The sequence below is a fragment of the Chitinophaga niastensis genome, from assembly GCF_003014755.1.
GTDB lineage: Bacteria > Bacteroidota > Bacteroidia > Chitinophagales > Chitinophagaceae > Chitinophaga > Chitinophaga niastensis.
The window spans coordinates 128313-152343 of the sequence record NZ_PYAW01000002.1 but is presented as its reverse complement, the minus strand read 5'-3'; the positions used below and the strand labels follow the sequence as shown (position 1 = coordinate 152343).

20 protein-coding genes are annotated in these 24031 nt (G+C 44.2%); 13 read left to right on the top strand and 7 right to left on the bottom strand.

From position 1 onward, the window contains the following. The first annotated feature begins 56 nt into the window (after positions 1 to 56). Complete coding sequence (locus CLV51_RS09105) at positions 57 to 989, top strand: hypothetical protein (RefSeq protein ID WP_106527743.1); 933 nt, start codon at positions 57 to 59, stop codon at positions 987 to 989. On the opposite strand, the gene CLV51_RS09100 is transcribed toward CLV51_RS09105, so the two are convergent. Further along, positions 959 to 2218, bottom strand: a complete 1260-nt coding sequence (locus tag CLV51_RS09100; protein WP_106527742.1) for a 3-deoxy-D-manno-octulosonic acid transferase — start codon at positions 2216 to 2218, stop codon at positions 959 to 961. The two genes, CLV51_RS09105 and CLV51_RS09100, sit on opposite strands and share 31 nt — an antisense overlap. A 110-nt stretch (positions 2219 to 2328) precedes the next feature. On the opposite strand from CLV51_RS09100, the gene CLV51_RS09095 reads away from it, so the two are divergent. The 6 genes from CLV51_RS09095 (at position 2329) to rfbD (ending at position 8322) form a co-directional block, all read left to right on the top strand. Continuing rightward, positions 2329 to 3468, top strand: a complete 1140-nt coding sequence (locus CLV51_RS09095; protein ID WP_106527741.1) for a DegT/DnrJ/EryC1/StrS family aminotransferase — start codon at positions 2329 to 2331, stop codon at positions 3466 to 3468. After that, a complete protein-coding gene (locus CLV51_RS09090) occupies positions 3465 to 4778 on the top strand; it encodes a UDP-glucose dehydrogenase family protein (protein WP_106527740.1) in 1314 nt (437 codons plus the stop codon). Before CLV51_RS09095 ends, CLV51_RS09090 begins: the two co-directional genes overlap by 4 nt. 14 nt (positions 4779 to 4792) lie before the next feature. Next, complete coding sequence (locus CLV51_RS09085; protein WP_106527739.1) at positions 4793 to 5737, top strand: UDP-glucuronic acid decarboxylase family protein; 945 nt, start codon at positions 4793 to 4795, stop codon at positions 5735 to 5737. A 19-nt stretch (positions 5738 to 5756) separates the two neighbouring features. Next, entirely contained in the window at positions 5757 to 6812 is a 1056-nt protein-coding gene (gene rfbB / locus CLV51_RS09080; protein WP_106527738.1) for a dTDP-glucose 4,6-dehydratase, read from the top strand. A 73-nt stretch (positions 6813 to 6885) separates the two neighbouring features. Next, a complete protein-coding gene (gene rfbC / locus CLV51_RS09075) occupies positions 6886 to 7446 on the top strand; it encodes a dTDP-4-dehydrorhamnose 3,5-epimerase (protein ID WP_106527737.1) in 561 nt (186 codons plus the stop codon). Positions 7447 to 7455: 9 nt separating this feature from the next. Continuing rightward, positions 7456 to 8322 carry a dTDP-4-dehydrorhamnose reductase gene (gene rfbD, locus CLV51_RS09070; RefSeq protein WP_106527736.1) on the top strand — a complete coding sequence of 289 codons (867 nt, stop codon included), beginning with the start codon at positions 7456 to 7458 and terminating at the stop codon, positions 8320 to 8322. A 69-nt stretch (positions 8323 to 8391) separates the two neighbouring features. On the opposite strand, the gene CLV51_RS09065 is transcribed toward rfbD, so the two are convergent. Then, entirely contained in the window at positions 8392 to 9453 is a 1062-nt protein-coding gene (locus CLV51_RS09065) for a hypothetical protein (protein ID WP_106527735.1), read from the bottom strand. Between the two features lie 352 nt (positions 9454 to 9805). Further along, positions 9806 to 10504: a TapB family protein gene (locus tag CLV51_RS09060; RefSeq protein WP_106527734.1), complete on the bottom strand. Its 699-nt coding sequence runs from the start codon at positions 10502 to 10504 to the stop codon at positions 9806 to 9808. A 182-nt stretch (positions 10505 to 10686) separates the two neighbouring features. Here CLV51_RS09060 and tyrS point away from each other — a divergent pair, with 182 nt between their 5' ends. Then, positions 10687 to 11970, top strand: a complete 1284-nt coding sequence (gene tyrS / locus CLV51_RS09055; protein WP_106527733.1) for a tyrosine--tRNA ligase — start codon at positions 10687 to 10689, stop codon at positions 11968 to 11970. Positions 11971 to 12312: 342 nt separating this feature from the next. Here tyrS and CLV51_RS09050 read toward each other — a convergent pair whose 3' ends face one another. Both CLV51_RS09050 and CLV51_RS09045 read right to left on the bottom strand, forming a co-directional pair. Continuing rightward, complete coding sequence (locus CLV51_RS09050) at positions 12313 to 13608, bottom strand: amidohydrolase family protein (protein ID WP_106527732.1); 1296 nt, start codon at positions 13606 to 13608, stop codon at positions 12313 to 12315. A gap of 10 nt (positions 13609 to 13618) precedes the next feature. After that, the gene (locus CLV51_RS09045; RefSeq protein ID WP_245898672.1) at positions 13619 to 16666 is read right to left on the bottom strand and encodes an amidohydrolase family protein; all 3048 of its coding nucleotides are present in this window, start codon (positions 16664 to 16666) and stop codon (positions 13619 to 13621) included. A gap of 348 nt (positions 16667 to 17014) precedes the next feature. Between CLV51_RS09045 and CLV51_RS09040 the strand changes: the two genes are divergently transcribed. From CLV51_RS09040 to CLV51_RS09025, 4 genes are all read left to right on the top strand, one after another. Beyond that, positions 17015 to 17455, top strand: coding sequence for a hypothetical protein (locus tag CLV51_RS09040; RefSeq protein WP_106527731.1), 441 nt, complete (start codon positions 17015 to 17017; stop codon positions 17453 to 17455). A gap of 42 nt (positions 17456 to 17497) precedes the next feature. Next, positions 17498 to 18895: a glycerate kinase type-2 family protein gene (locus CLV51_RS09035; RefSeq protein WP_342748469.1), complete on the top strand. Its 1398-nt coding sequence runs from the start codon at positions 17498 to 17500 to the stop codon at positions 18893 to 18895. Between the two features lie 84 nt (positions 18896 to 18979). Further along, positions 18980 to 20155, top strand: a complete 1176-nt coding sequence (gene uxuA / locus CLV51_RS09030) for a mannonate dehydratase (protein WP_106527729.1) — start codon at positions 18980 to 18982, stop codon at positions 20153 to 20155. Positions 20156 to 20465: 310 nt separating this feature from the next. Beyond that, positions 20466 to 20927 (top strand): MarR family winged helix-turn-helix transcriptional regulator, encoded by a 462-nt coding sequence (locus tag CLV51_RS09025; RefSeq protein ID WP_106527728.1) that lies wholly within the window; start codon positions 20466 to 20468, stop codon positions 20925 to 20927. A 357-nt stretch (positions 20928 to 21284) separates the two neighbouring features. Here CLV51_RS09025 and CLV51_RS09020 read toward each other — a convergent pair whose 3' ends face one another. Continuing rightward, positions 21285 to 22286, bottom strand: coding sequence for a FecR family protein (locus tag CLV51_RS09020; RefSeq protein WP_106527727.1), 1002 nt, complete (start codon positions 22284 to 22286; stop codon positions 21285 to 21287). Between the two features lie 156 nt (positions 22287 to 22442). Between CLV51_RS09020 and CLV51_RS09010 the strand changes: the two genes are divergently transcribed. Beyond that, positions 22443 to 23738, top strand: a complete 1296-nt coding sequence (locus CLV51_RS09010) for a tetratricopeptide repeat protein (RefSeq protein ID WP_170115331.1) — start codon at positions 22443 to 22445, stop codon at positions 23736 to 23738. On the opposite strand, the gene CLV51_RS09005 is transcribed toward CLV51_RS09010, so the two are convergent. Beyond that, positions 23739 to 23975 (bottom strand): hypothetical protein, encoded by a 237-nt coding sequence (locus CLV51_RS09005; protein WP_106527724.1) that lies wholly within the window; start codon positions 23973 to 23975, stop codon positions 23739 to 23741. Positions 23976 to 24031: the final 56 nt, after the last annotated feature.

The following is a 24031-nucleotide window of genomic DNA, read 5'->3' as shown; positions in this document are numbered from 1 at the left end:
ATTCTAATTTTATGAAAATAAAATAATTTCTCTCACAAACCGTTAACAATTAAGGCATGGAGAAAATTAGTGCATTAATTGAGAAACTACAGGAATTAAAAAATTCCGGGGCAGATCTGCAGGCGATTTCGTATTACGTACAATTGCTACAAGCGGAAGTGTTGCATGCCCGTAGTAAACAACATCAGCAGGAAACACAATCCAGGCAAAACCATATTGCGGTTATTATGCCTTCCCAACAGCCTGTTGTTGAAACAAAACCAGCATCAACTGCGGCGCAAACTACAACATTACCATCAAATAAACCGGTGGAAGCACCCACGCCTGTTCCGGAAAAGCCCGTTGAAGAAGACGTGAATACCCGGGCTGCCAGGATGAATGATGCGCCAACCGCTGTTCCACATACAACAATAATAGTAGAAGATATCAATACCCGGGCCGCCAGGATGAATGAAACAGCTGCAGCTGTACCTGCTGCGGATCTGATTCCTCCTAAGCCGCAACCGGTAGTTACTCAACAACCTATTCCTACACCAGCAGTTACCCAGCCACCAGTGCAGGAAAAACAAAAGCCCGCCGTAGCCGCTACCCTCTTTGACACCGTGGAAGAACCTGTGAGGAACGGCAACCATACAACTGCTGATGGCCTCCGGAAAGACTTAAACGAACTGGCAGGTAATAATAATAACACCTCCCTTAACGACCGCCTGCGTCATCAACAGGTGGAGATAGCGCAAAAGTTGGGGGAAATGCCTGTTAATGATCTGCGTCATGCCATTGGTATCAACGACAAGTATCAGTTTATCCAGGAGCTTTTCAGGGGCGACACGGACCTTTACGAGCGTTCTATCAAAACTATTAATGAATGCGGCAACCTGCAGGAAGCCGACTACTGGATACAACGCGAAATAAAAATAATACAGGGCTGGGAAGATGATCACCACCTGGTACAACACTTCTATTCGTTGCTTAAAAAGCGTTTCTCCTGAATATAATTTAATACTTTACTGGTTGCACCCGTATTGGCCGCTACATAACTGCCGGCAGCGGCGGCTGTTTCAGCGTAATCGTTGTCGCCTCTCAACATCATTTCCATGTAAGTATGCAGATTACGGTAATTGTGTACCACCAGCGCCCCCCCAAGGGCTACCAGTTCCACGGCTTCAAAATATTTTTTAAACTCCGGACCAATAATTACGGGTTTGCTATAAACAGCCGGTTCCAGTATATTATGGATGCCATCTTTCCCAAACCCCCCACCCACATAGGCAATAGTAGCATAACGGTATAAGGCGGTCAGCATACCAATATTATCAATTATCAGGACATCTGTCGGGAGAGCACCTTGTTTCAACGCTGAATATTTTATGGCGTCCGGAAAGATGGTTGTTATCGCCTGGATATGGCTTTCATGTATTTCATGTGGCGCTATTACCAGCTTTATATCTTTTTCTTCCTTTTCTTTCCACCACTCACTTAATACTTTTTCGTCCTCAGGCCAGGTACTCCCGGCTACAATTAACTTTTGCCCGGCAGCAAACTTTTCTATTTCCGGCAGCAATGCCTTTTCAGATAACAGGGCAGATACACGATCGAACCGGGTATCCCCGCTAACACTGGCATTTTGCAGGCCTATGTTTTGTAATAATTCCAGGGACACTTCATTCTGCACAAAAATATGTGTCAGCTGCCGTAACAGGCCCCGGAACATGCCACCATAGCCTTTAAAGAAGATCTGGTCTTTACGGAAAATGCCGGATACCAGTAACGTGGGTACATTACGTGTATGCAGGGCCGTGAGGTAATGATACCAGAATTCATATTTTATGAAGATCGCCAGCGCCGGCTTCACTATATCCATAAAATCGCGGGCATTACGTTTGGTATCCAGCGGCAGGTAATAAACGTAATCAGCCCCTTTGTAGTCCTTTCTCACCTCGTAACCGGAGGGGGAAAAAAATGTTAACAAAATTTTATACGCCGGGTATTTTGCCCGGATGGCTTCCAATACCGGCCTTCCCTGCTCAAATTCGCCCAGGGAGGCAGCATGTACCCATACCACCGGCAGCGTACCTACACCCGCCTGTTGCATGCGCAATTGCCAGTCCTGCCTGCCTTTGAGCCAACGCTCCGCCTTAGCCTTGCCAGTAAGGGCCGCGAGTTTTACGCCTGCCTTGTATAATTGAAGCCCTGCATTATAAATTCCTGTTGCTAACATCTGCCTACGTACTTTTACTTAATTTTTTAGGAGTTACAAAGATAATCCCCAGCCAATCCCAAAATTTGTAAATTTGCACACTTTAAACAAAATAAAAATATACATTTCATATGGTTCCTATTCAGATGGTGGACTTGAAACGCCAGTATACGAAGATTAAATCCCAGGTAGATGTTGCCATCCAGGAAGTATTGGAAAGCTCCGCTTTTATTAATGGTGGTGCTGTGCAGAAATTTACCGAAGAGTTACAACAGTACCTGGATATCAAGCATGTGATCCCCTGCGCCAATGGCACCGATGCCCTACAAATTGCTATGATGGCACTCGGACTGGAACCCGGCGACGAAGTGATCACACCTTCTTTCACCTTTATTGCTACTGCAGAAGTAATAGCGCTGCTGCAACTGAAGCCTGTTTTTGTGGATGTAGATCCGCAAACTTATTGCCTCGATGTAGCGCAAATAGAAAAAGCGATTACGCCTAAAACAAAAGCTATTGTTCCTGTACATCTGTATGGCCATGTTACGGATATGGAGCCACTGATGGCAGTAGCAGCCAAACATAATCTGTATGTGATTGAAGACAATGCGCAGGCGATTGGCGGCACTTACACTTTTAAAGATGGTACTACTAAAAAGGCGGGCGCTATTGGTCATATTGGCTGTACCTCTTTTTTCCCGTCTAAAAACCTTGGTTGTTATGGCGATGGCGGTGCTTTATTTACCAATGATGACGCACTGGCCGCTAAAATCAGAATGGTAGCCAACCACGGACAATCTGCCCGCTACTATCACGATGTAGTAGGCTGCAACTCCCGTTTGGATACCGTGCAGGCAGCCGTATTGCGTATTAAACTGCCTTTACTCGACGAATATATCAATGCCCGTCGTGCAGTAGCGGATGCTTACGATGCCGCTTTTGCTGATGTACCACAAATCACTACTCCTTACCGTGCACCCTACAGCTATCATGTGTTTCATCAATATACCCTGCAATTGAACGGAGCAGACAGAAATGAGCTGCAAAAGTTCCTTGCAGAAAAACAGGTGCCCGCTATGATTTATTACCCCGTACCTGCCCACCGCCAAAAAATGTTTGAACACTTCGGCGGAGCAGATTTTAACCTCCCTGTAACCGATACCCTTACTACCAGGGTAATTTCCTTGCCAATACACACTGAAATGGACGCCGATCAGTTAGATCATATTATTCAATCAGTTAAATCATTCTTAAACAATCACCCCGCATGAAGATTACAGTAGTAGGCACCGGTTACGTTGGTCTGGTAACCGGCACCTGTTTTGCCGAAACAGGTAACGAAGTAACCTGTGTAGACATTGACGCCAACAAAGTAAAAAAGCTCTCCGCCGGTCAGATTACCATCTACGAGCCCGGACTGGAGAAATTATTTGAACGCAACCTGAAGGAAGAGCGTTTATCTTTTACTACCAGCCTGGAAGAAGGTATTAAAGATGCGGAAGTAATTTTCCTGGCATTGCCTACACCTCCCGGTGAAGATGGTGCTGCCGATCTTTCTTTTGTACTCTATGTAGCAGACCAGTTAGGCAAGCTGCTCACTGATTATAAGGTGATTGTAGACAAAAGTACAGTACCTGTTGGTACGGCTGAAAAGGTGATTGCAGCGATTGCAAAAAACTGTAAAACGCCTTTTGATGTAGTATCCAATCCTGAATTTTTACGCGAAGGTGTGGCTGTTGACGACTTCATGAAACCTGACCGGGTAGTAATAGGTACAACGTCTGAAAGAGCGCGTAAAGTAATGGGCGAGCTGTATGCACCATTCGTAAGACAAGGAAACCCGGTGTTGTTTATGGATGAAAAATCCGCTGAGCTCACCAAATATGCCGCTAATTCATTCCTGGCTACCAAGATCTCTTTCATGAATGAAATCGCCATCCTGTGTGAAAGACTCGGTGCTGATGTAGACATGGTACGCAGAGGTATTGGCAGTGATGACCGTATTGGTAAGCGTTTCCTGTTTCCCGGTATAGGTTATGGCGGCAGTTGCTTTCCTAAAGATGTGCAGGCACTGGTAAAATCATCTGAAGATGCACAATACGACTTTAAAATACTGAATGCCGTAATGGATGTGAATGAAAAGCAAAAACTTTTTCTTCTCCCTAAAATAAAAGCCTATTTTAAAAACAACCTCAAAGGCAAACATTTTGCACTGTGGGGCCTGGCTTTTAAACCTAATACAGATGATATCAGGGAAGCCCCGGCTTTATATATTATTGATGCACTGCTGGCAGAAGGCGCCACTGTAAGCGTTTTTGATCCGGAAGCGATGGGAAATGTAAAACAGATTGTAGGTGATAAAATCATTTACGCAGAACATCAATATACTTGCCTGGATAATGCTGATGCCCTCATTATTGCTACTGAATGGAGTGTATTCAGAACCCCCGATTTCCATAAAATTTCAGCCACTTTAAAGAACCAGGCGATTTTTGATGGTAGAAATCTGTTTGAAGTACAACGGATGAAAGAATTGGGATATCATTACGAAAGTGTTGGACGTATTCCTGCTATATCTTAAACCCTACTTGACATATGGAAAAGAAAAGAGTGCTCATTGCTGGTGCTGCCGGGTTTCTCGGATCACATCTCTGCGATCGTTTTATAAAAGAAGGTTTTCATGTTATTGCCATGGATAACCTGCTCACTGGCAATATCAAAAACATTGAACATCTTTTTCCCTTACCGGAATTTGAATATTATCATCACGATGTAACCAAGTTTGTGCATGTTCCGGGAAAGCTGGACTACATCCTTAACTTCGCGTCTCCTGCCAGCCCTATTGATTACCTGAAGATGCCTATTCAAACACTGAAAGTAGGCTCATTAGGTACCCATAATCTGCTGGGATTAGCGAAAGAAAAAAAGGCGCGCATCCTCGTGGCTTCTACATCTGAAGTATATGGAGATCCTAATGTACACCCACAACCGGAAGAATACTGGGGCAACGTAAACCCGGTAGGACCAAGAGGTGTATATGACGAAGCCAAAAGATTCCTGGAATCTATCACTATGGCATACCATAATTTCCATGGCGTAGAAACCCGCATCATTCGTATCTTCAATACTTACGGTCCGCGTATGCGACTCAATGATGGCCGCGCATTGCCGGCATTTATGAGCCAGGCGCTGAATGGTCAGGACCTGACTGTATTTGGCGATGGTAGCCAGACACGCTCTTTTTGTTATGTAGATGATCTCGTGGAAGGTATTTATCGTTTATTACTGAGCGATTACCACTTACCTGTAAACATTGGTAATCCACAGGAAATTACCCTCAATCAGTTTGCAGAAGAAATCATTGCGCTGACAGGGTCCAAACAAAAAATCGTTTATCATCCATTACCAAAAGACGATCCCAAACAACGCCAGCCTGATATCACCAAAGCCCGCGCCATACTGGGATGGGAACCAAAAGTGAACAGGCAGGAAGGTTTGAAAATCACGTACGAATATTTTAAAGAAGCATTATTACATTAAATATTTAATTTTTTCTGGCATGAAGCGGAAACTTTTGATTACTGGCGGGGCTGGTTTTATTGGTTCTCATGTGGTACGGTTATTTGTGAATAAATACCCTGACTACCAGATTGTGAACCTGGATGCACTTACCTATGCCGGTAACCTGGAAAACCTGGTAGATATAAAAGATAAACCAAATTATATTTTTGAGAAAGGTGATATTACTGATGAAACCTTCATCGATCAGCTTTTTGCAAAATATCAATTTGATGGTGTAATACACCTGGCTGCTGAAAGCCATGTAGACCGCTCTATCATGGACCCTTTGGCATTTATCAGAACCAATGTACTGGGTACCGCCGTATTGCTGAATAGTGCACGTAAGCTTTGGAAAGATGATATGGATGGTAAACTCTTTTACCACGTATCTACCGACGAAGTATATGGATCACTGGGTGAAGAAGGTTTCTTCCTGGAAACAACTGCCTATGATCCACGTTCTCCGTACTCTGCTTCCAAAGCCAGTTCGGACCATTTTGTGATGGCATATCACCACACCTATCATTTACCTGCCATCATTTCCAATTGTTCCAACAATTACGGCTCTCACCACTTTCCTGAAAAGCTGATACCGCTGGCGATACACAATATCAAAAACAACAAGCCGGTACCGGTATATGGCAAAGGTGAAAATGTGCGTGACTGGCTATTTGTAAATGACCATGCAAGAGCCATTGACACCATTTTCCATAATGGCAGAAATGGCGAAACTTATAACATCGGTGGATTTAATGAGTGGAAGAATATCGACCTCATTTATTTACTGTGCAACATCATGGATAAAAAACTGGGTCGTGCCGAAGGTACATCCGCCCAGCTGATCACGTTTGTAAAAGACCGTGCAGGACATGATCTGCGTTACGCTATAGATGCCACCAAACTCAATAAGGAACTGGGCTGGGAACCATCACTCCAGTTTGAAGAAGGCCTGGAAAAAACAGTAGAGTGGTATCTGGCCAACGAAGCATGGTTACACAATGTAACCAGCGGAGATTACCAGAAATATTATAATGATCAATACCAAAAAAGATAGCTTTTAGCCATTAGCTATTAGCCGTTATTAACATGGCTAATAGCTAAAAGCTAATGGCTAAACACTATAACACATGCCTTTTCAACAAACAGGAATACCGGATCTTTTAATTTACGAGCCAAAAGTATTTGGTGATCATCGTGGATATTTTTTTGAAAGCTATAATGCCAATACCTTCCTCGCAGATGGTATTACCCATAATTTTGTACAGGACAACCAGGCCCGTTCTACCTACGGCGTATTGCGCGGATTACATTATCAACTGGAACCATACGCACAAACCAAATTAATCAGGGTACTGGAAGGCCGCATTATTGATGCGGTAGTGGATATACGCAAAGGATCACCTACTTACGGCAAATCATTTGCGATTGAGCTGAGCGCAGAAAATAAACTGCAACTGCTGGTACCTAAAGGTTTTGCACATGGCTACGCGGTTATCAGCGATACGGCGGAAGTGATGTATAAATGCGATAATTTCTACCATAAAGGCAGCGAAGGCGGTATCATCTACAATGATCCTGCACTGGACATCGACTGGGGCATTGATTTGAAAGATGCTATCGTTTCTGACAAAGATCTGATCCTGCCAACACTGGCAGACATTACCCATAATTTTGTATTTAACAGCTGATCATTTGCTATGAAAAATATTCTTGTTACCGGAGGAAACGGACAATTAGGACAAGCCTTACAAAAGGTAGCCGCCGCGTACCCACAGTTTAACCTGTTGTACACCGATTACCAGGATCTGGACATCACCGACGCGGATGCACTGACGGCTTACTTTGCAGCACAACAAATTGATGCATGCATCAACTGCGCTGCTTATACTGCAGTAGATAAAGCGGAGGAGGAGGAAGAAAAAGCTTTCCTGCTGAACTTCCAGGCGGTGTTAAGTCTGGCTGAAATATGCGCTCAGCATAACACACAGCTGGTACATATTTCTACCGACTACGTATTCAGCGGCAAACAAAATGTGCCTTATACAGAAGCAATTGAAACTGATCCGCAAAGTATTTACGGCGCGTCCAAACTGCGTGGTGAAGCTGCTGCTGCCGGCTACAATCCGGATACCATCGTGATCCGCACGTCATGGCTGTATTCCGAATATGCCGTTAACTTCGTGAAACGCATGCGTGAACTCATGCAGGAAAAACAGGAATTGAACGTAGTATTTGATCAAACCGGTACGCCTACTTATGCAGGAGATCTGGCAAAAGCTATCCTCGATATTTTACAATACAAATCTGAAAATACCGAAGCTGCTATTGGCGGTGTATACCACTACAGTAATGAAGGTGTTACCAGCTGGTACGACTTTGCGACCACTATTAAAGAGATGACCAACGCCACTACCAGCATACAACCGGTAACTTCAGATAAATACAAAACTGCGGCAACACGTCCGGCATATAGTGTGCTGAATAAAGAAAAAATAAAAACCACTTTCGGTATAACTATTCCTTACTGGAGAGATAGTTTAGCGAAGTGTTTAAAGAATATGTAAAACGAAAATATCCATGTACTGCTTCTTTTTACAGGAATAGTACATGGATATTTACCTGACTGATCTTTCCTATTTCTTCAGAAATTCAGTAATAGTGGCTCCATTGAAGTACAATTTATTGCCGATTACATCCACAGAAACTGCCTCCACAGAAAAATCATTGAAATCAGCATTTGCATCCTGATCATATACAATCGTCAATAGTTTGGTAGCGGGGTTGTAAGACCAGCCAAATGTACCTTTATCCGATATGATGGAATCTTTATAAGCCTGGTTGCTGCAGTTGGATTGAGCAGTATCTAAACGGGTTTCAGTACCAGCGTCTTCCCCGGAACCTATACCTGAGGCATTGAATGTAATTTCATTTTTGGTATCCCTGTAGGAATAGACAGGAAGTGATAATTGTACATCCAATGTATCCAAAAACATGTTAACAAGTTTATTATTATGGCACCAGAAAACAGCGGTGTCTGAATAATGCTGGAACGGAGGCTGCCATGTAGTATCCAGGCTGCCCAAATCTTTGAACCTGCTGACCTCCCAGGTACCTGCTAATGCTTTACCCGCATCTCCATCTCCCCCACCTTTCATTACCTGGATAATGGCTGTTACAATATTACTCACCTGGTTATTACCATATACCTCAAACTCAACCCTGAACGTATCTGATTTAGTATTGTCCGGCAGCTTGATAATAATCAGGGAATCAACATAGGAAACAGAATCTCTTGCAAAAATAGCCGGACGTTTACTATTAGCTTTCCTGGCAGTTCTTGGTTTCGAAAAATCAATATTAAAATAACTATCGGAACCTGATACTTTCAGATATGCCCCTTTTACATCAGTACCCAAACCACTGGCAAGGCTCAGTGGTATAACGGCATATCTGCCGTTGATAGCAGGTATTACCGCCTGGTAGCTGTCGACACTTAATGTAAGTGTACCACCGGTAGTAGCAGGTAAGGCTCCTTTATTCAGCGTACCATGGTATACCTTAATGGCGCTTACCAATGCCTGCGGATCCTTTGGGTCAATTACAGCAGGAGGTGGAGTTGTAGTAGTATCGCTTTTTTTATTACAGGCATACAGACCAGTAAGCGCTACAACAATGATGAGTAATAATTTTTTCATAGATAGACGGATAAATATGAGGTCATAAATTCACCTGAATTTACTATATTATTAAATAATATAATGTAAATTATTTAGCCAGATAACTCAAAAAATATATCTTCCTGAAAATCAGTTATTTTCTTCCTGAAGAGATAGTGTAAGGTATGTAGCTCACCAAAAATGAGTAGCCGGCTTACATTCAAACACTGCTACCCGGCTTCCCCGCTGCGTAGGGAGGCGAAAAGGTACTGCGGGCAAACAAAATGATACTGCAAACTGACATTCTAACGGTGTAAGCAGGCAAAAAGAGATTGCGGGCACACAAAAAAATGCTGCAATCTGACATCCCGGCAGGGCAACGCCCTGATATTTACTTCTTTATACCCGTAATCACGGTACTACCCACCTGTTTACCGCCTTTATTGTAGGAAATGGTCTTCACCACACCAAATCCGGGTGCAAACCACTCTTCTGCACTTAGTTTTACGGGCATACCTGCGCCCATCACCGTCATTTTAAAATCAATATCATAAGAAATTTTGAAGCAATCCCAGCTGCCGGCAGGAGTGGTGATCTTTTCGTTGCCGGTTACCTTACGGTTGCTGACGCTGTAATTTAGCGCTAAGTCCATACCATTCATATTACCGGCCATTTCAAAAGTACCACCCTGTAAATCCTGCCCGGTATGCATATTGGAAGGATAATCCAGGAAGGCCTGGGAGGTTTTGGCTTCCATTTTCATGTCTTTGAGCTGTGGCATATTGGGCATACTCAATTTCATATCTACCGATACCCCACTACCGCTGCATTTAAAATGGCCGGTGCCGGTACTTATCTCCTTATTGTTTTTATCATAAAAGGTGTTGGCGAAATCAGAGGTAGTGCCGCTACCATCTTTATGCACATTGGTGATCTTATAAATTGATTTGCCGGTAACACTGCCTTTGGCATCATAAATAGACATTTCAATTTCCGCATTATTCAACAGGTAATAATAACCTTTGCAATCCTGTGCTGATACGGATACTGCACAGAACAGGCCACATACAAAAACAAGGAAGTTTTTCATGACATCGGGGCTTTATTGGGGGTAAATAAATATTAATATGATTTTGCTGATAAGCAAAGAATGAAACGAATTTTAATATATTAAAGCTACATCATCTCCCCGAATCAGGAAAATCACAATAATCATATACGCCACAGTTCAGACATTTTTTGTGTAGGTTTGCAAAAATCATTAATTAAATCATGAATCTGATAGAAGAACTGCGCTGGCGGGGCATGCTACAGGATATGATGCCTGGTACTGAAGAGCAACTGCAAAAGGAGATGACCACTGCATATATTGGTTTTGACCCTACTGCAGCGTCATTGCACATCGGTAGCCTGGTGCCAATTCTGCTGCTGGTGCACCTGCAAAAGGCAGGACATAAGCCCCTGGCGCTGGTGGGCGGTGCTACCGGTATGGTAGGCGACCCCTCATTTAAAGCAGAAGAAAGAAAGATGCTGGACCTGGATACCCTGCAAAAATATGTAGCCGGTATCAAAGCTCAGCTGGAACGCTTTCTGGACTTCGATCCAGCAAAACCAAACGCGGCGGAAATGGTGAATAACTTCGATTGGTTCCAACACATTTCCTTCCTCGATTTTATCCGCGATACCGGTAAACATATCACCGTTAACTATATGATGGCCAAAGATTCCGTTAAAAAACGAATCGAAGGCGATAGCGGGATGTCATTCACTGAATTTACTTATCAGCTGATACAGGGATACGATTTCTATCATTTGTATACTGCCAAAAACTGCAAATTGCAGATGGGCGGTTCAGACCAGTGGGGTAACATTGTTACCGGTACTGAACTCGTTCGCCGCAAAGCCGGTGGTGAGGCATTCGCATTTACCTGTCCGCTGATCAAAAAGGCTGATGGTACCAAATTCGGTAAAACCGAACAAGGCACCATATGGCTGGATGGCAAGCGTACCTCTCCTTACATGTTCTACCAGTTCTGGCTCAACACAACGGATGTGGATGCAGAAAGCTATATCAAAATATTCACCTTCATCACACAACCGGAAGTGGAAGAATTGATTGCGCAACACCGCCTCGCACCAGAACAACGCCAACTGCAAAAACGTTTAGCCAAAGAAGTAACGACCTACATTCATGGTGAAGAAAACTATGCATTTGCAGTAAAAGCTTCTACCCTGCTTTTCAGCAACGATACTGCTGAACTACTGGTATCACTCACAGAAGAACAACTGCTGGATGTAATGGCCGGCGTACCACAGTTTGATATAGCCAAAGCCGACCTGGAAGCAGGTAAAGACGTGGTAAGTCTGCTCGCGGAAACAGGCATTTTCCCCAGCAAGGGAGAAGCCCGCAAAACCGTGCAAGGCGGCGGCGTGAGCATGAATAAAAATAAAATAGAGGGTATTGATACCGTTATCAATACGGCTGCATTGCTGCGCGATAAGTATATTCTTTTTCAGAAAGGAAAGAAAAATTATTATCTCGTAAAAGCAGTCTGAACTGTGATTATTATGATTAATATGATTATCCTGATGAGCGAAGATCTTAGCGGATGTTGTCTGAACCAGGATTTTTAGGATTGAATGGATTACCCTGATGGGTGTTATGTTGTTTGAAACATTTCATCACATCACATAAAATAAAAAGAGGAAGTCAGAAAATTTCTGACTTCCTCTTTTTATTTTATTCACAATATTGGATAACATAACACCCATCAGGGTAATCCATTCAATCCTAAAAATCCTGGTTCAGACAACATCCGCTAAGATCTTCGCTCATCAGGATAATCATATTAATCATAATAATCACAGTTCAGACAAAATCCGCACTAATCACAAAAATCACAACCCGTATTTCTGCTCATACTTTTTATACAACTGCTTCTGCTTATTATCCAGGTTTATTTCCCTGCCCTGAATAAATGCACGTGTAATAACACTGGATTTCATATCCAGGATATCACCGGTGCTTACCGCAATGTTAGCATCCTTACCGGTTTCCAGGGACCCGGCTATTTTATCGATACCTAATATTTTAGCAGCATTCAATGTTACCGCCGTCAGTGCTTCTTCTTTACTCAGGCCATAAGTACTGGCAGTACCAGCTTCAAAGCCCAGGTTACGCTGCTGCCAGAAACCATCGTTGCTCAAACAAAACAACACGCCCGCTTTTTGCAGTTGCGCAGCAGTTTTGTAAGGCTGATCTATATCATCATCCTGCATTACCGGTAAACTATGTGGTTGTGCCAGTACTACCGGGATATTGTTTTGTTTCAGGAGATCAGCGATGAGCCAGGAATCAATGCCACCTACGATGGTCACATCTACATTAAATTCTTTCGCAAAATCAATCGCTATCAACATTTCCTTTACGAGGTCGCAGTGAATGAAGAGCTTTTGTTCTTTGGTAAAGAGTTTACGCATGGACTCAAACTTCAGGTTGGTAGCAGCGTGTGTAGCTTCCTGTTGATAAGCCTTTGCCTGCCGGAAAAATGTTCTCACCTTTTCAATCTGCTCCATCGCAATTTTCATCCGGTCGTTGGTAGCGGGACTACGGTCACGGTCATTGTTCACAGGGATCAGTCGCGGCATATAGAAATGTAATGCATTATCTGCCTTATAGGCTGCATCTTCCCAGTTCCAGGCATCCAGTTGTACTACAGAAGAAGTACCGCTGATGATACCACCTTCGGGCGTTACCTGTGCCAGCAGGATACCGTTGGAACGCAGGGTGTTGATTACTTTGGAATCTGTGTTATAGGAGATGAGTGAGCGGATGGATGGGTTCATCTCTCCCACTTCTCTTACATCAACGGTAGCACGCACGCTTTCAAACTCCATCAGACCAAGATTGGATTCCGGTGCAATGATGCCGGGATATACATGCTGTCCTTTCATATCCAGTACGGTAGCGTCGCTGCCGGCAGCGGGTACGCTGTTACCTACTGCAGTAATTTTCCCTTTGGTGAAAGCGATGGTCCCGTTTTCTATTACCTGCCCGTTACCCACGTGGATAGTGGCATTGGTAAGATATACCGGCTTTTCCTGCGGCAATGCCGGGGCAATGGTTTCCTGCGCATGAGCCGTTTGTAAGCCCATGGCCAGCGCCATCAGATATAGTAAGTTGTACTTTTTCATGTTGCGTTATTTATTTGATTACATCATGCTGATGACCGCCCTGTAAATCTTCACAGTGGTACATTTCATCTGGTGCATAAGCTGCTTTTGTGGTAGGCGTGCCTTTTTTCTTTTCTCCCAGTAATTTTTGGGTAAGACGGTTACGCTCTTCTGCAATACGTTTGCGCAGTTGCAGATCGTTGTCGCGGTCAAATTCCACGATACCATCTACAATGGTTTTATCTGCCTTAGCATAAATGCTCAGCGGATGATCGCTCCACAATACCACATCGGCATCTTTACCTACTTTGATACTTCCCATGCGGTTATCTACATGCAGCAGTCTGGCAGGATTCAATGTCACCATTTTTAATGCATCTTCTTCACCCATACCAGCATATTTGATGCTCTTGGCTGCTTCCTGGTTCAGGCGACGCGCCATTTCCGCATCATCAGAGTTGATGGCAGTAACTACACCCACTCTTTGCATGATGGCGGCATTAGCAGGAATAGCATCCTGCACTTCCATTTTGTAAGCCCACCAGTCGGCGAAGGTACCTGCGCCGGCGCCATGTGCTTTCATTTTGTCTGCTACCTTGTAACCTTCCAGGATGTGTGTGAAAGTGTTTACGTGGAAGTGGAAGCTATCTGCCACATGCATGAGCATATTGATTTCACTCTGTACATAAGAGTGGCAGGTAATAAAACGTTTCTGGTGAAGGATTTCTACAAGTGCATCCAGCTCCAGATCGCGGCGTTTGTTGACACCTTGTTTTTCATAATCACGCGCACGGGTAAACGCATCTACATATATCTGTTCTACTCCCATTCTTGACTGCGGGAAACGTACAGTATTACGTTCTCCCCAGTTGGATTGTTTCACATTTTCACCCAATGCAAATTTGATGAAAGGGTCCCAGTTGGCTACTTTCAGGTCTTCTGCATTTTGTCCCCAGCGCAATTTGATCAGCTGTGATTGTCCACCGATAGGGTTGGCACTGCCGTGCAATAAATGGGAGGCGGTAACACCGCCACTCAGCTGCCGGTAGATGTTGACATCATCAGGGTTTAATACATCTGCAATACGCACTTCTGAAGTAACAGCCTGTGATGATTCATTGACGCCTTTGCTGATTGCAATATGTGAGTGTTCGTCAATGATGCCGGCAGATAAATGTTTGCCGGTACCATCAATTACCCGGGCATTGCCGGCAGCCAGATTTTTACCTACCTGCGCAATTTTGCCGTTGCGGATAAGTACATCCGTATTTTCGAGTTTACCTTCTTTTTCGTTGGTCCAAACGGTGGTGTTTTTAATGAGGATATCCTGTTGCGTTGGCAGTTTATCCCAGCCGTAACCATTGAACGGATAATAAATCGGACCTAAGACAATGGGTGTTTCTTTCTTTACGGTATCTGCTTTTGCAGGTGCTGCTTTTACAAATACCGCATTCCATTTTACCATTGTACCGGTGGTGTCTGCGCCGGTGCCTGTCCAGCTGTTGTCGCCTATGATACCACTCAGGCGCACGCTGCTCTTGCTGCTCTTTACCAGCGGTAACGACAATGAGATCAGTTTGCCGTTTACATCAATACGTCCGGGGAGGGTATCTTTTTGTAAAACCGATAACGCAGGCGCGGTGGGTGTACCTTTTACTTCAACGCTGTAACTGCCGCCAGGTGTTATTGTAACGGTATAAATACCGCGGATATCATTCCATCCATCTTCTTTAATAACATAACGATTGCCCTGTATCCAGTTTTGATAAAGGATTGTTTTATCACTGAACAGCGGACCGGATGTAATGAGGAAATTGGCCAGCTTACCGGCTTCCAGGCTACCTACTTTATCATATGCCTTTAAAGTGGTGGCAGGTGTTTTAGTTAATGCTTCCAGTGCTTTTTGTTCGGTCAGACCATATTCAATGGCTTTGCGTATGTTGGCCAGGAATTGTTTTATATCTTTCAAATCGGCTGCTGTTAAGCAAAACGGGATATTGGCCTTTTCAAAAGCACCTGGTTCAGCAGGCGCCATTTCCCAATGCTTCATTTCTGCCAGCGATACAAAACGTGCATCGTTGGGATCTTCCATATCTATAGCGCCAGGGAAATTTACCGGTAATATGAAAGTGGCTTTGGTAGCGGCCATCTCTGTCATGCGCTGGTATTCGTTACCGCTGCCTTTGATGATGTACTGCACGCCAAATTCATCGCCTATTTTATCTGCTCTGAGTACATCCCATTTATCAGCGGCTTCAAACAGCTGCGGTAGCTGCTGATTGGCATTCCAGGCTTGTAAACTCAGGTTCACCCCTTCTTTGGCAGGTTGCGATTTATACCATTGTGCATCCAGGTAAGTTTGGCGCAGTAAGGCAACAGACCCCATCAGGGAGTTAGGATAGTTTTGTGTAGAGCTTCCTTTATCGAAAGAGTAAGAAGCGGCTGCTTTTTCGCGGATGATCACTTTATTTTCTTTTCCACCTGCCAGCGTTACAAGTGCAGCTGTGCCACGGGCGATGCCGTCTGCCTGCTGTGTAAGCACCGTACCAAATCCGGCTTCCCGCAGCGGGGTAGCTTTGCCTTCATCTACAGCAAATAGTTCCACTGCATTAATTTCGCTTTTAATCGCCTGGTTCCAGCCGTATGCTCCTTTAGTGTTAGATAAAAACTGCGGCGCTGCATTCCAGGGCGAGCCACCACGTTTGGGTTCAGACAAGCCGTAACTGCTGTAGATATCCACAAAGGAGGGGTAAATGTACTTTCCTTTGCAATCCACTACTATCGCATCTTTAGGGATCAGGGCAGCCGGACCGGCATCTACTATTTTGCCATCACGGATCACCAGTGTAGCGTTATTAACGGTAGTTTGTGCATCTTTTACAATGGTAGCATGTGTAAAAGCGAAGCATCCTTCGCGGGGATCGGCAATACCATTGACCGGATAGGTTTCCTGTGCGTTGGCATAGGAGCCTGCTGCCAGCAGGGCCAGCAACAGCAGCTTACTGCGGTGCCGGTTCATAGCATAGGCCATCCCCCTTGATAGCAGGGCTATCCCGGGTTTCTCAAAAGCTCTTTTCATGTAAATCTTTAATTTTTCGGTTCAGATTTAGTTGATGCGTTAAATGTAGCAAATCATTGAGGCCGGTCTAAATAAAATGGGATTTTTTTTATGAGTGGTAACAGCAGCGAGCTGCTGAGATTATCTTTCCCAGGATTTTGATGATTAATCATGATTATGCTGATTTTGTTCTTTTTTTAAAATAAGATATAATCAGAAAAATCATGGTTAATCATCAAAATCGGGAGAAAGACAATTTAAAGGCAGCTTGCTGCCGGCTACGCAAAATTTTGGATTAACACGAAAAAGGGATAATTTGAAAAGAGATTACACCTAAGTTTGTTTAAATTCGTACAATACTTGCTTACTATGAAAATATGTTCCGTCTATACAATACTGCTGGCCATCTGTCTTTTTGCGGGTATGAGTATGCAGGCCAATGCTCAGACTAACGACAGCATTGCCAATAAAGGCCGATGGGGCGTGGAAGGAAGGGCTGGTAAGATAACTGATAAAATCTCACACAGACTGAATCTTAATAAGGTGCAGTATGATAAAATATATGAGATCAATGAAGATATTATACGCCGCAGAGATGCTGTGAGAGCAGATACGGGGCTTCCTAAAAAGAAGCATATGCAAGAGATGAAAGCATTGGATACAGAACGCAGTCAACGTTTTAAAACAGTGCTTACAGCTGCTCAGTATAAAAGGTGGAATGATTGGGAGATGAATAAAAAAGAGCACCTGGAAGAAAAAATGGAAAAGAAACGGCAGAAAAAAGAAGCAAAAGATTCCACTCAACAATAGTAATTAACTGAAAATGAGAGATATTAGCAGTGAGCGTCCTCACTGCTTTTTTTATTCCTAAAACTGATCGCTATCAATCCGGCTACTGATATAAAAACTATTTTCCTCCACGCTGTAGCGGCCGTACATCCGCAGCAGCTGATGCAGCATAATGTGCACGTTCGTGTCAGCAATAATTTTCAGGAAGATGGTCATGCAACACGGGTGTCACGCATTATTAATATTTCGGGAGATGATTATGCACTCCCGCATGATGGCCGTATCTGGGTTATTGGCGCCGGTAAAGCCGCTGCCGCCATGGCACAGGAGCTGGAAAATATACTGGGCAAACATTTCCCTTTGCAGGGAATGGTGGTAACAAAATACGGTCATGCGTTACCGTTACAACAGCTCACGTTAATAGAAGCGGGTCACCCGGTACCGGACCAAAACAGTGTAGCCGCTTCCGTTAAGCTACTGGAAATTGCTGCGCAGGTGCAGCCGGCCGACCTGGTGATCTTCCTGCTGTCTGGAGGCGCCTCGGCACTGCTGGCAGATGTTCCGGCAGGCAGCAGTTTACCGGAAGTACAGCAACTTTTTGAAGCACTGCTAAAAAGCGGGGCAACTATCCAGGAGATGAACACAGTGCGTAAACACATTTCTTACATTAAAGGCGGGCAGCTGGCAAAAAGCATATATCCGGCTACGTTATGCACCCTCATTTTAAGCGATGTACCCGGGGATGATCTCACCGTTATTGGCTCAGGCCCTACAGTTCCTGATCCCACTACGTTTGCGGATACGATGGCTATACTCCGCAAATATCATCTCCCCGAAAAAATATCACAAAACTTATTACAGCATATTAAAAACGGGATAGCCGGAAAAATACCCGACACAGCCAAACCTGGCGGCGACGATTTCCGGCATGTGCATAATTATCTTACCGGCACCAATCTCATTGCCCTGGAAGCCGCTGCACAGAAGGCCCGCGCACTCGGTTATCATCCACAGCTAATATCATCCACTACTACCGGTGATGCACACACGGTAGCTGCCGCATACATCCAACAAGCGCTTAGCTACGCAGGTCCGTTGCCGGCCTGTTTACTCATGGGCGGCGAAACAACCGTTCAGGTAACCGGTAACGGCCTTGGTGGCCGCAATCAGCACCTGGCACTGGCCGCAGGCATTGCCCTCGCTGATCATCCGCAACTCACCTTTTTAAGCGGTGGCACCGATGGAACAGATGGTCCTACGGATGCTGCCGGGGCTATCGTGGATGCACACACGATGAAAGGCGCCATAAAATTACAGCTGGATGCAAATAGTTTTTTACAACGTAATGATGCCTGGCATTTCTTCTCAAAGGCAGGCGGACTATTGGTTACAGGGCCTACACAAACCAATGTAATGGACCTCATGATAGTGCTGATCACCGCCGGCACGTCCAAAATTTAAAATCAAAGTTTGTATATGTGTGGATAGATTATATTTTTGGGGTTGGAATTAGAAAATTCTGGATTTACTAAAAGTATAAGCATTATGCTGAGAATGGAACAGACGTGGCGATGGTACGGGCCTAATGATCCGGTTAGCTTGTCTGATATTAAACAGGCAGGGGCTACTGGTATCGTAACAGCATTGCACCATGTACCCAATGGATCAGTGTGGACGAGAGAGGAAATATTAAAGCGCAAAGCAATCATCGAAGCAGCTGGTCTTACCTGGTCAGTGGTGGAGAGTGTGCCTGTGCATGAAGATATTAAAACACAGCGTGGTCGCTTCAGAGAGTATATCACCAACTACCAGCAAACGCTGCGCAACCTTGCTGCATGCGGCATCCGTACGGTTACCTATAACTTTATGCCGGTACTGGACTGGACACGTACTGATCTTGCCTATACCGTAGCTGATGGTTCAAAAGCACTTCGTTTTGAAAAAGCAGCCTTCATGGCGTTTGATCTGTTCATGTTACAAAGACCCGGTGCTGAAAAGGACTACAGCGATGATGATATCGCCAGGGCCAAGGAACATTTCGACAGCATGACCGATGCCGAAAAAGCATTGCTGCAGAAAAATATCATTGCCGGATTGCCAGGATCAGAAGAAAGCTTTACGCTGCAACTGTTCCAGGCGGCACTGGATAAATACAAAGACATTGATGCTACCCAGCTGAAGCTGCACCTGTTCTATTTTTTACAACAGATAGCTCCTGTAGCAGAAGAAGCCGGCGTGAAACTGGCCATCCATCCGGATGATCCTCCCTTTCCTATCTTCGGGCTGCCACGTATTGTAAGCACCGAGCAGGATGCAAAAGAACTGCTGATAGCAGCACCTTATGCCGCTAATGGACTTTGCTTTTGTACCGGTTCCTATGGCGTGCGGGCAGACAATGACCTTCCCGGCATGATTGAACGCCTGGGAGATCATATCCACTTCATTCATCTGCGCAGCACGCAACGTGATGCACTGGGCAACTTCCATGAAGCCAACCACCTGGAAGGCGATGTGGATATGTTTGCTGTAGTGAAAAATATCCTCATCACCATGAAACGCCGCAATGTATCTATTCCAATGCGTCCTGATCATGGTCATCAGATGCTGGATGATCTGCATAAAACCACCAATCCTGGTTACAGCGCCATTGGCCGTTTGCGCGGTCTGGCTGAGCTGCGTGGCCTGGAAATGGGCATTGCCGGGGCTTTAGGCTCTGATTGACTGACGTCTACCAGCATCAGGTCTGCACAACGAGTAAAGGTGGGGATAAGCAATACCATCGTCGGACTGAGATGCTACGCTAAAGCAGAAAGTGTATTTGAACATATACCGTAATGGCTGATTACGTGTACAGGTAACACTGCTATAAGATATAAAAAGAGGGTTGAGCCGGTGGTTCAACCCTCTTTTTTAGATAATCTCCTTTCTCCATAAAAACAAACGATCATAGTATCTTCTAAAGGTTTTTATTTTGTAGCATTGCATACAGAGCGATGTTTTTTATAACTGCACACGATACCAAACCTACAACATGATGAGCACTTCAATAGACGCCCAATACGAGGCCTCTTTGGCTAAACGACCTGACAGCCTGGCGCGTTTACTAACCCTGGTTAAAAAAGATATGGACCTGCGTCTTACAGAAAAGATCCAGGAACGCGGATATCAACATTTTAAGCTGGGAGATATGGTATTACTGGTAAATATAGATGCGCAGGGTACCATCAATAATGAGCTGGCAAAAAAAGCGCGTATCAGCAAACAAGCCATGAGTAAGGTGGTGAAGAACCTGGAAGCTGAAGGTTATATCGGCACCCGCAAACATGATACTGATAACCGCGCCAGTATTATTTTTCTCACCGAAAAAGGGAAAGAGCTGATGATCAATGCATCCGCATCAGTAGATGAACTACAGGAATTTTATACCGAAATCATTGGAGAAGAGGATGTAAAACAATTGAAGAGAATACTTCATAAACTGAATATGGGATAGCGGAGATTGTCTTTCTCATGATTAGGATTGTCTTTCTCCCGATTAGGCTGATTTCACTGATTACCATGATTATTTTTTTGATTTTAAAAAGATTCAGAAAGATGAGCGGAGATCTCAGCGGTTTTTGTCTGAACCAGGATTTTTAGGATTGAATGGATTACCCTGATGGATGCCGAAGATCATAGCGAAGATTTTCGCGCATATCTTCTAAATCAAATAACATAACACCCATCAGGGTAATCCATTCAATCCTAAAAATCCTGGTTCAGACAAAACCCGCTGAGATCTCCGCTCATCTTTTTAAAATCAAAAAAATAATCATGGTAATCAGTGAAATCAGCTTAATCGGGAGAAAGACTACTTCATTGTTATATAATACGCGTTCGCACTGTCTTTTACAATGTGTACGGCTAACATTTTTCGCAGCATCTCAATTATTTCTTTGTCAGATTTTTTTTCGAAGTTAGCCGTCAGCTTTTGCTTATACAGGCTTTTAGCAGATGGGGGCACCGTAATTTCGAGACCATAGTAACTGTTTATTGCTGTCAGTACTTCTTCCAGTGGTATATTCTTAAACTGGAGCCGGCCGGTTTTCCAGGCCAGGGCTGCCTGGCTTTTCAGCATTTTCTTTTGCAACGGATGATGATGATCCAGGTTCCCCGACATATTAGCGGTCAACAACACCGCTTTACCCTTGTTGGGTACAATGGTAGCTTTGCCACTGACTACAAATATCGCCACGGATGTTTTGGTTTTATGGATATTAAATGCCGCCTGCGATACACGTAAAGTGTTATGCTCGTCCAGTTGTACCAGTATATTTGCGGGCTCTTTAATATTAAAATAAGCATCTCCCGCTAAAACTTTTATGGCGGGTGTTATGTCAAATTTATCGGCATACGATATCACGGACTCTTTATTCAATACTACACTGCTACCTTTTGTCAGTAGTAAAGAATCGATATGATCAGTATGATTGGCATGCAGCGTCATCTTGCCGGGCCGCTGCCATTGATACCAGGTGAATCCGCCAATCAGCAGTACAACAGTAGCAACAGCGGCCATCCATAACCATTTAAAAGAATGCGGGGAGGCAGCAGCAACCACCTTTACCTGAGCTGGCGTTGCTTTCGGGGGTACAGCGCCCTCCTTCAACCAGGCTTCCAGTCTGCTTTCCACATAGCTGGCCTGTTCCAGGCCGGCAGCCTTCAGCACAGCTATCTGCTCCTGCAAAAGCGGGTCATGCGGTGACTGAATATAGTGCAGTATCAGATCGTTGATATCTGGTGTAGGTTGATACATATTTGCGTGTCCTGTCTCTATAGCCTGGGTATGTTTGGCAAGATACTTAACTTCCATACAAGTTGTACCGTATAGGCGCTCCCGTTTATCTGCCAGACACTGACAGCCGGCTTCAGTAACCCGGTGAAATGCAGGTGGACAGAATAAATTATTAGGTCACCTCGGTAAGGTTTAATATTTTTAATAAAGACGAACAAAGCAAAAACGATATGTATGTCACCTGAACCTTTATTTAATAACGACCAGGAATATATTGACGGATTGCTTCACCATAGACCCGTAGTAATAGAAAATATTTACCAGCGTTTTGCTTCCAAGGAAAAACGCTTTATCCTCCAAAAGAGCGGCCAGATAAAAGATGCAGCCCACATTTTTGAAGAAGCCCTCATGGATATTTACTTCTTTGCCCGCCGTCATCCCCTGAAAGTAAGTGCTTTTGAACCTTTTCTACAGCTATTATGCAAACGCATCTGGGAGAAGGAGCTGGAAAGACGCGGACAGCGTATACCCGGTCTGGAAGCCGAAGAACTATCTACTATGAGCCGCGACGATATACAGGATGTGGAAGATGTGCTGAAAGAAGGAGAAAAAAGAAGACTGGCATATCATTATTTTCTGGCACTCTCCGATGAATGTAAAGAGGTGCTTCGTTGGTCGCTCACCGACTATTTACAGGAAGATATAGCTGTAGAAACCAACATACCGGTAACCCAATTACCTGGTAAAAGAACAACGTGCTTCCGGAGTTTATTCAAAGATATAGATATCAAACTTCAGGCTTCCAGCCTGTCGGAAAAAGATTTGCTGGACAGCGATCGCTTCCTCAGCGGACAAATGGGGGAAGCCGAAAAAAAAGCCTTTACCGCCCGGCTTCAAGCAGAAGTTTCCCTAACGCAGCAGGTGAAACGTTTTGACATTATCCGTCAGCTGCTGGCACAAAAAATATGCAGCGATACAGACCGGGATGAGATCCAGCATTTGCTGTTTACCCACCGCAATGCCTGGTATGCACTGAAAGACAACAGCGTTATCCCTATACGTAATTATGTAATTCTTACAGCGATGATAGCAGCGGCAATGGCTATCCTGCTATATATAAGTCCCTGGAGAAAAAATATTTACCGGCAGTTTGCCTCTACTGAAATGCAGATACCGGATATCGACAGCTTACGACTACCGGAAGAAGCTATTCTGCAGTTTAACCATGGTGATTTCAACGATGCTTCCTTCTCGCTCAATAAAGTATTACAGGGTAACCCTGGCAATTTGTACGCCCGTTTTTACCGCGGTATAGCACTGCTTGAACAGGACCAACTGCAGGCAGCCCGCACTGATCTGCTCACTGTTTATGACAGCAGGAGCGATCTGCGCTACGATGCAGCGTTTTATATGGCATTAAGTTATCTGAAAGAAGGGCAAAAGCAGTCATGCCTGGACTGGTTATTAAAAATTCCGGCAGATGCCCCCAATTATCCTAAAGTACAGAAACTGATAGAAGAATTAAAGTAATTAACTCAGGTATTGTCCTTTACTGCAGTGGATAATATTTTCTACTTCTCCCTTAATCAATTCGTACACAGGTGCCTTATCTGTTTTAATATGTACTAATTGTTGTAATACCAGGAAATAAATCTCTCCGCGATTACAGCCATCAATCTGGGCTTTAAGAATGTCATGTTTTACCTCTTCACAACCGGTGGCATCCAGTTTCTGGTAAATAACATACAAGTCGTTCATCCAACTCATATCTCTAAAGTTTAAACATAGTGGTATAGTCCCCTAAAGTTAAACATTTATATTAA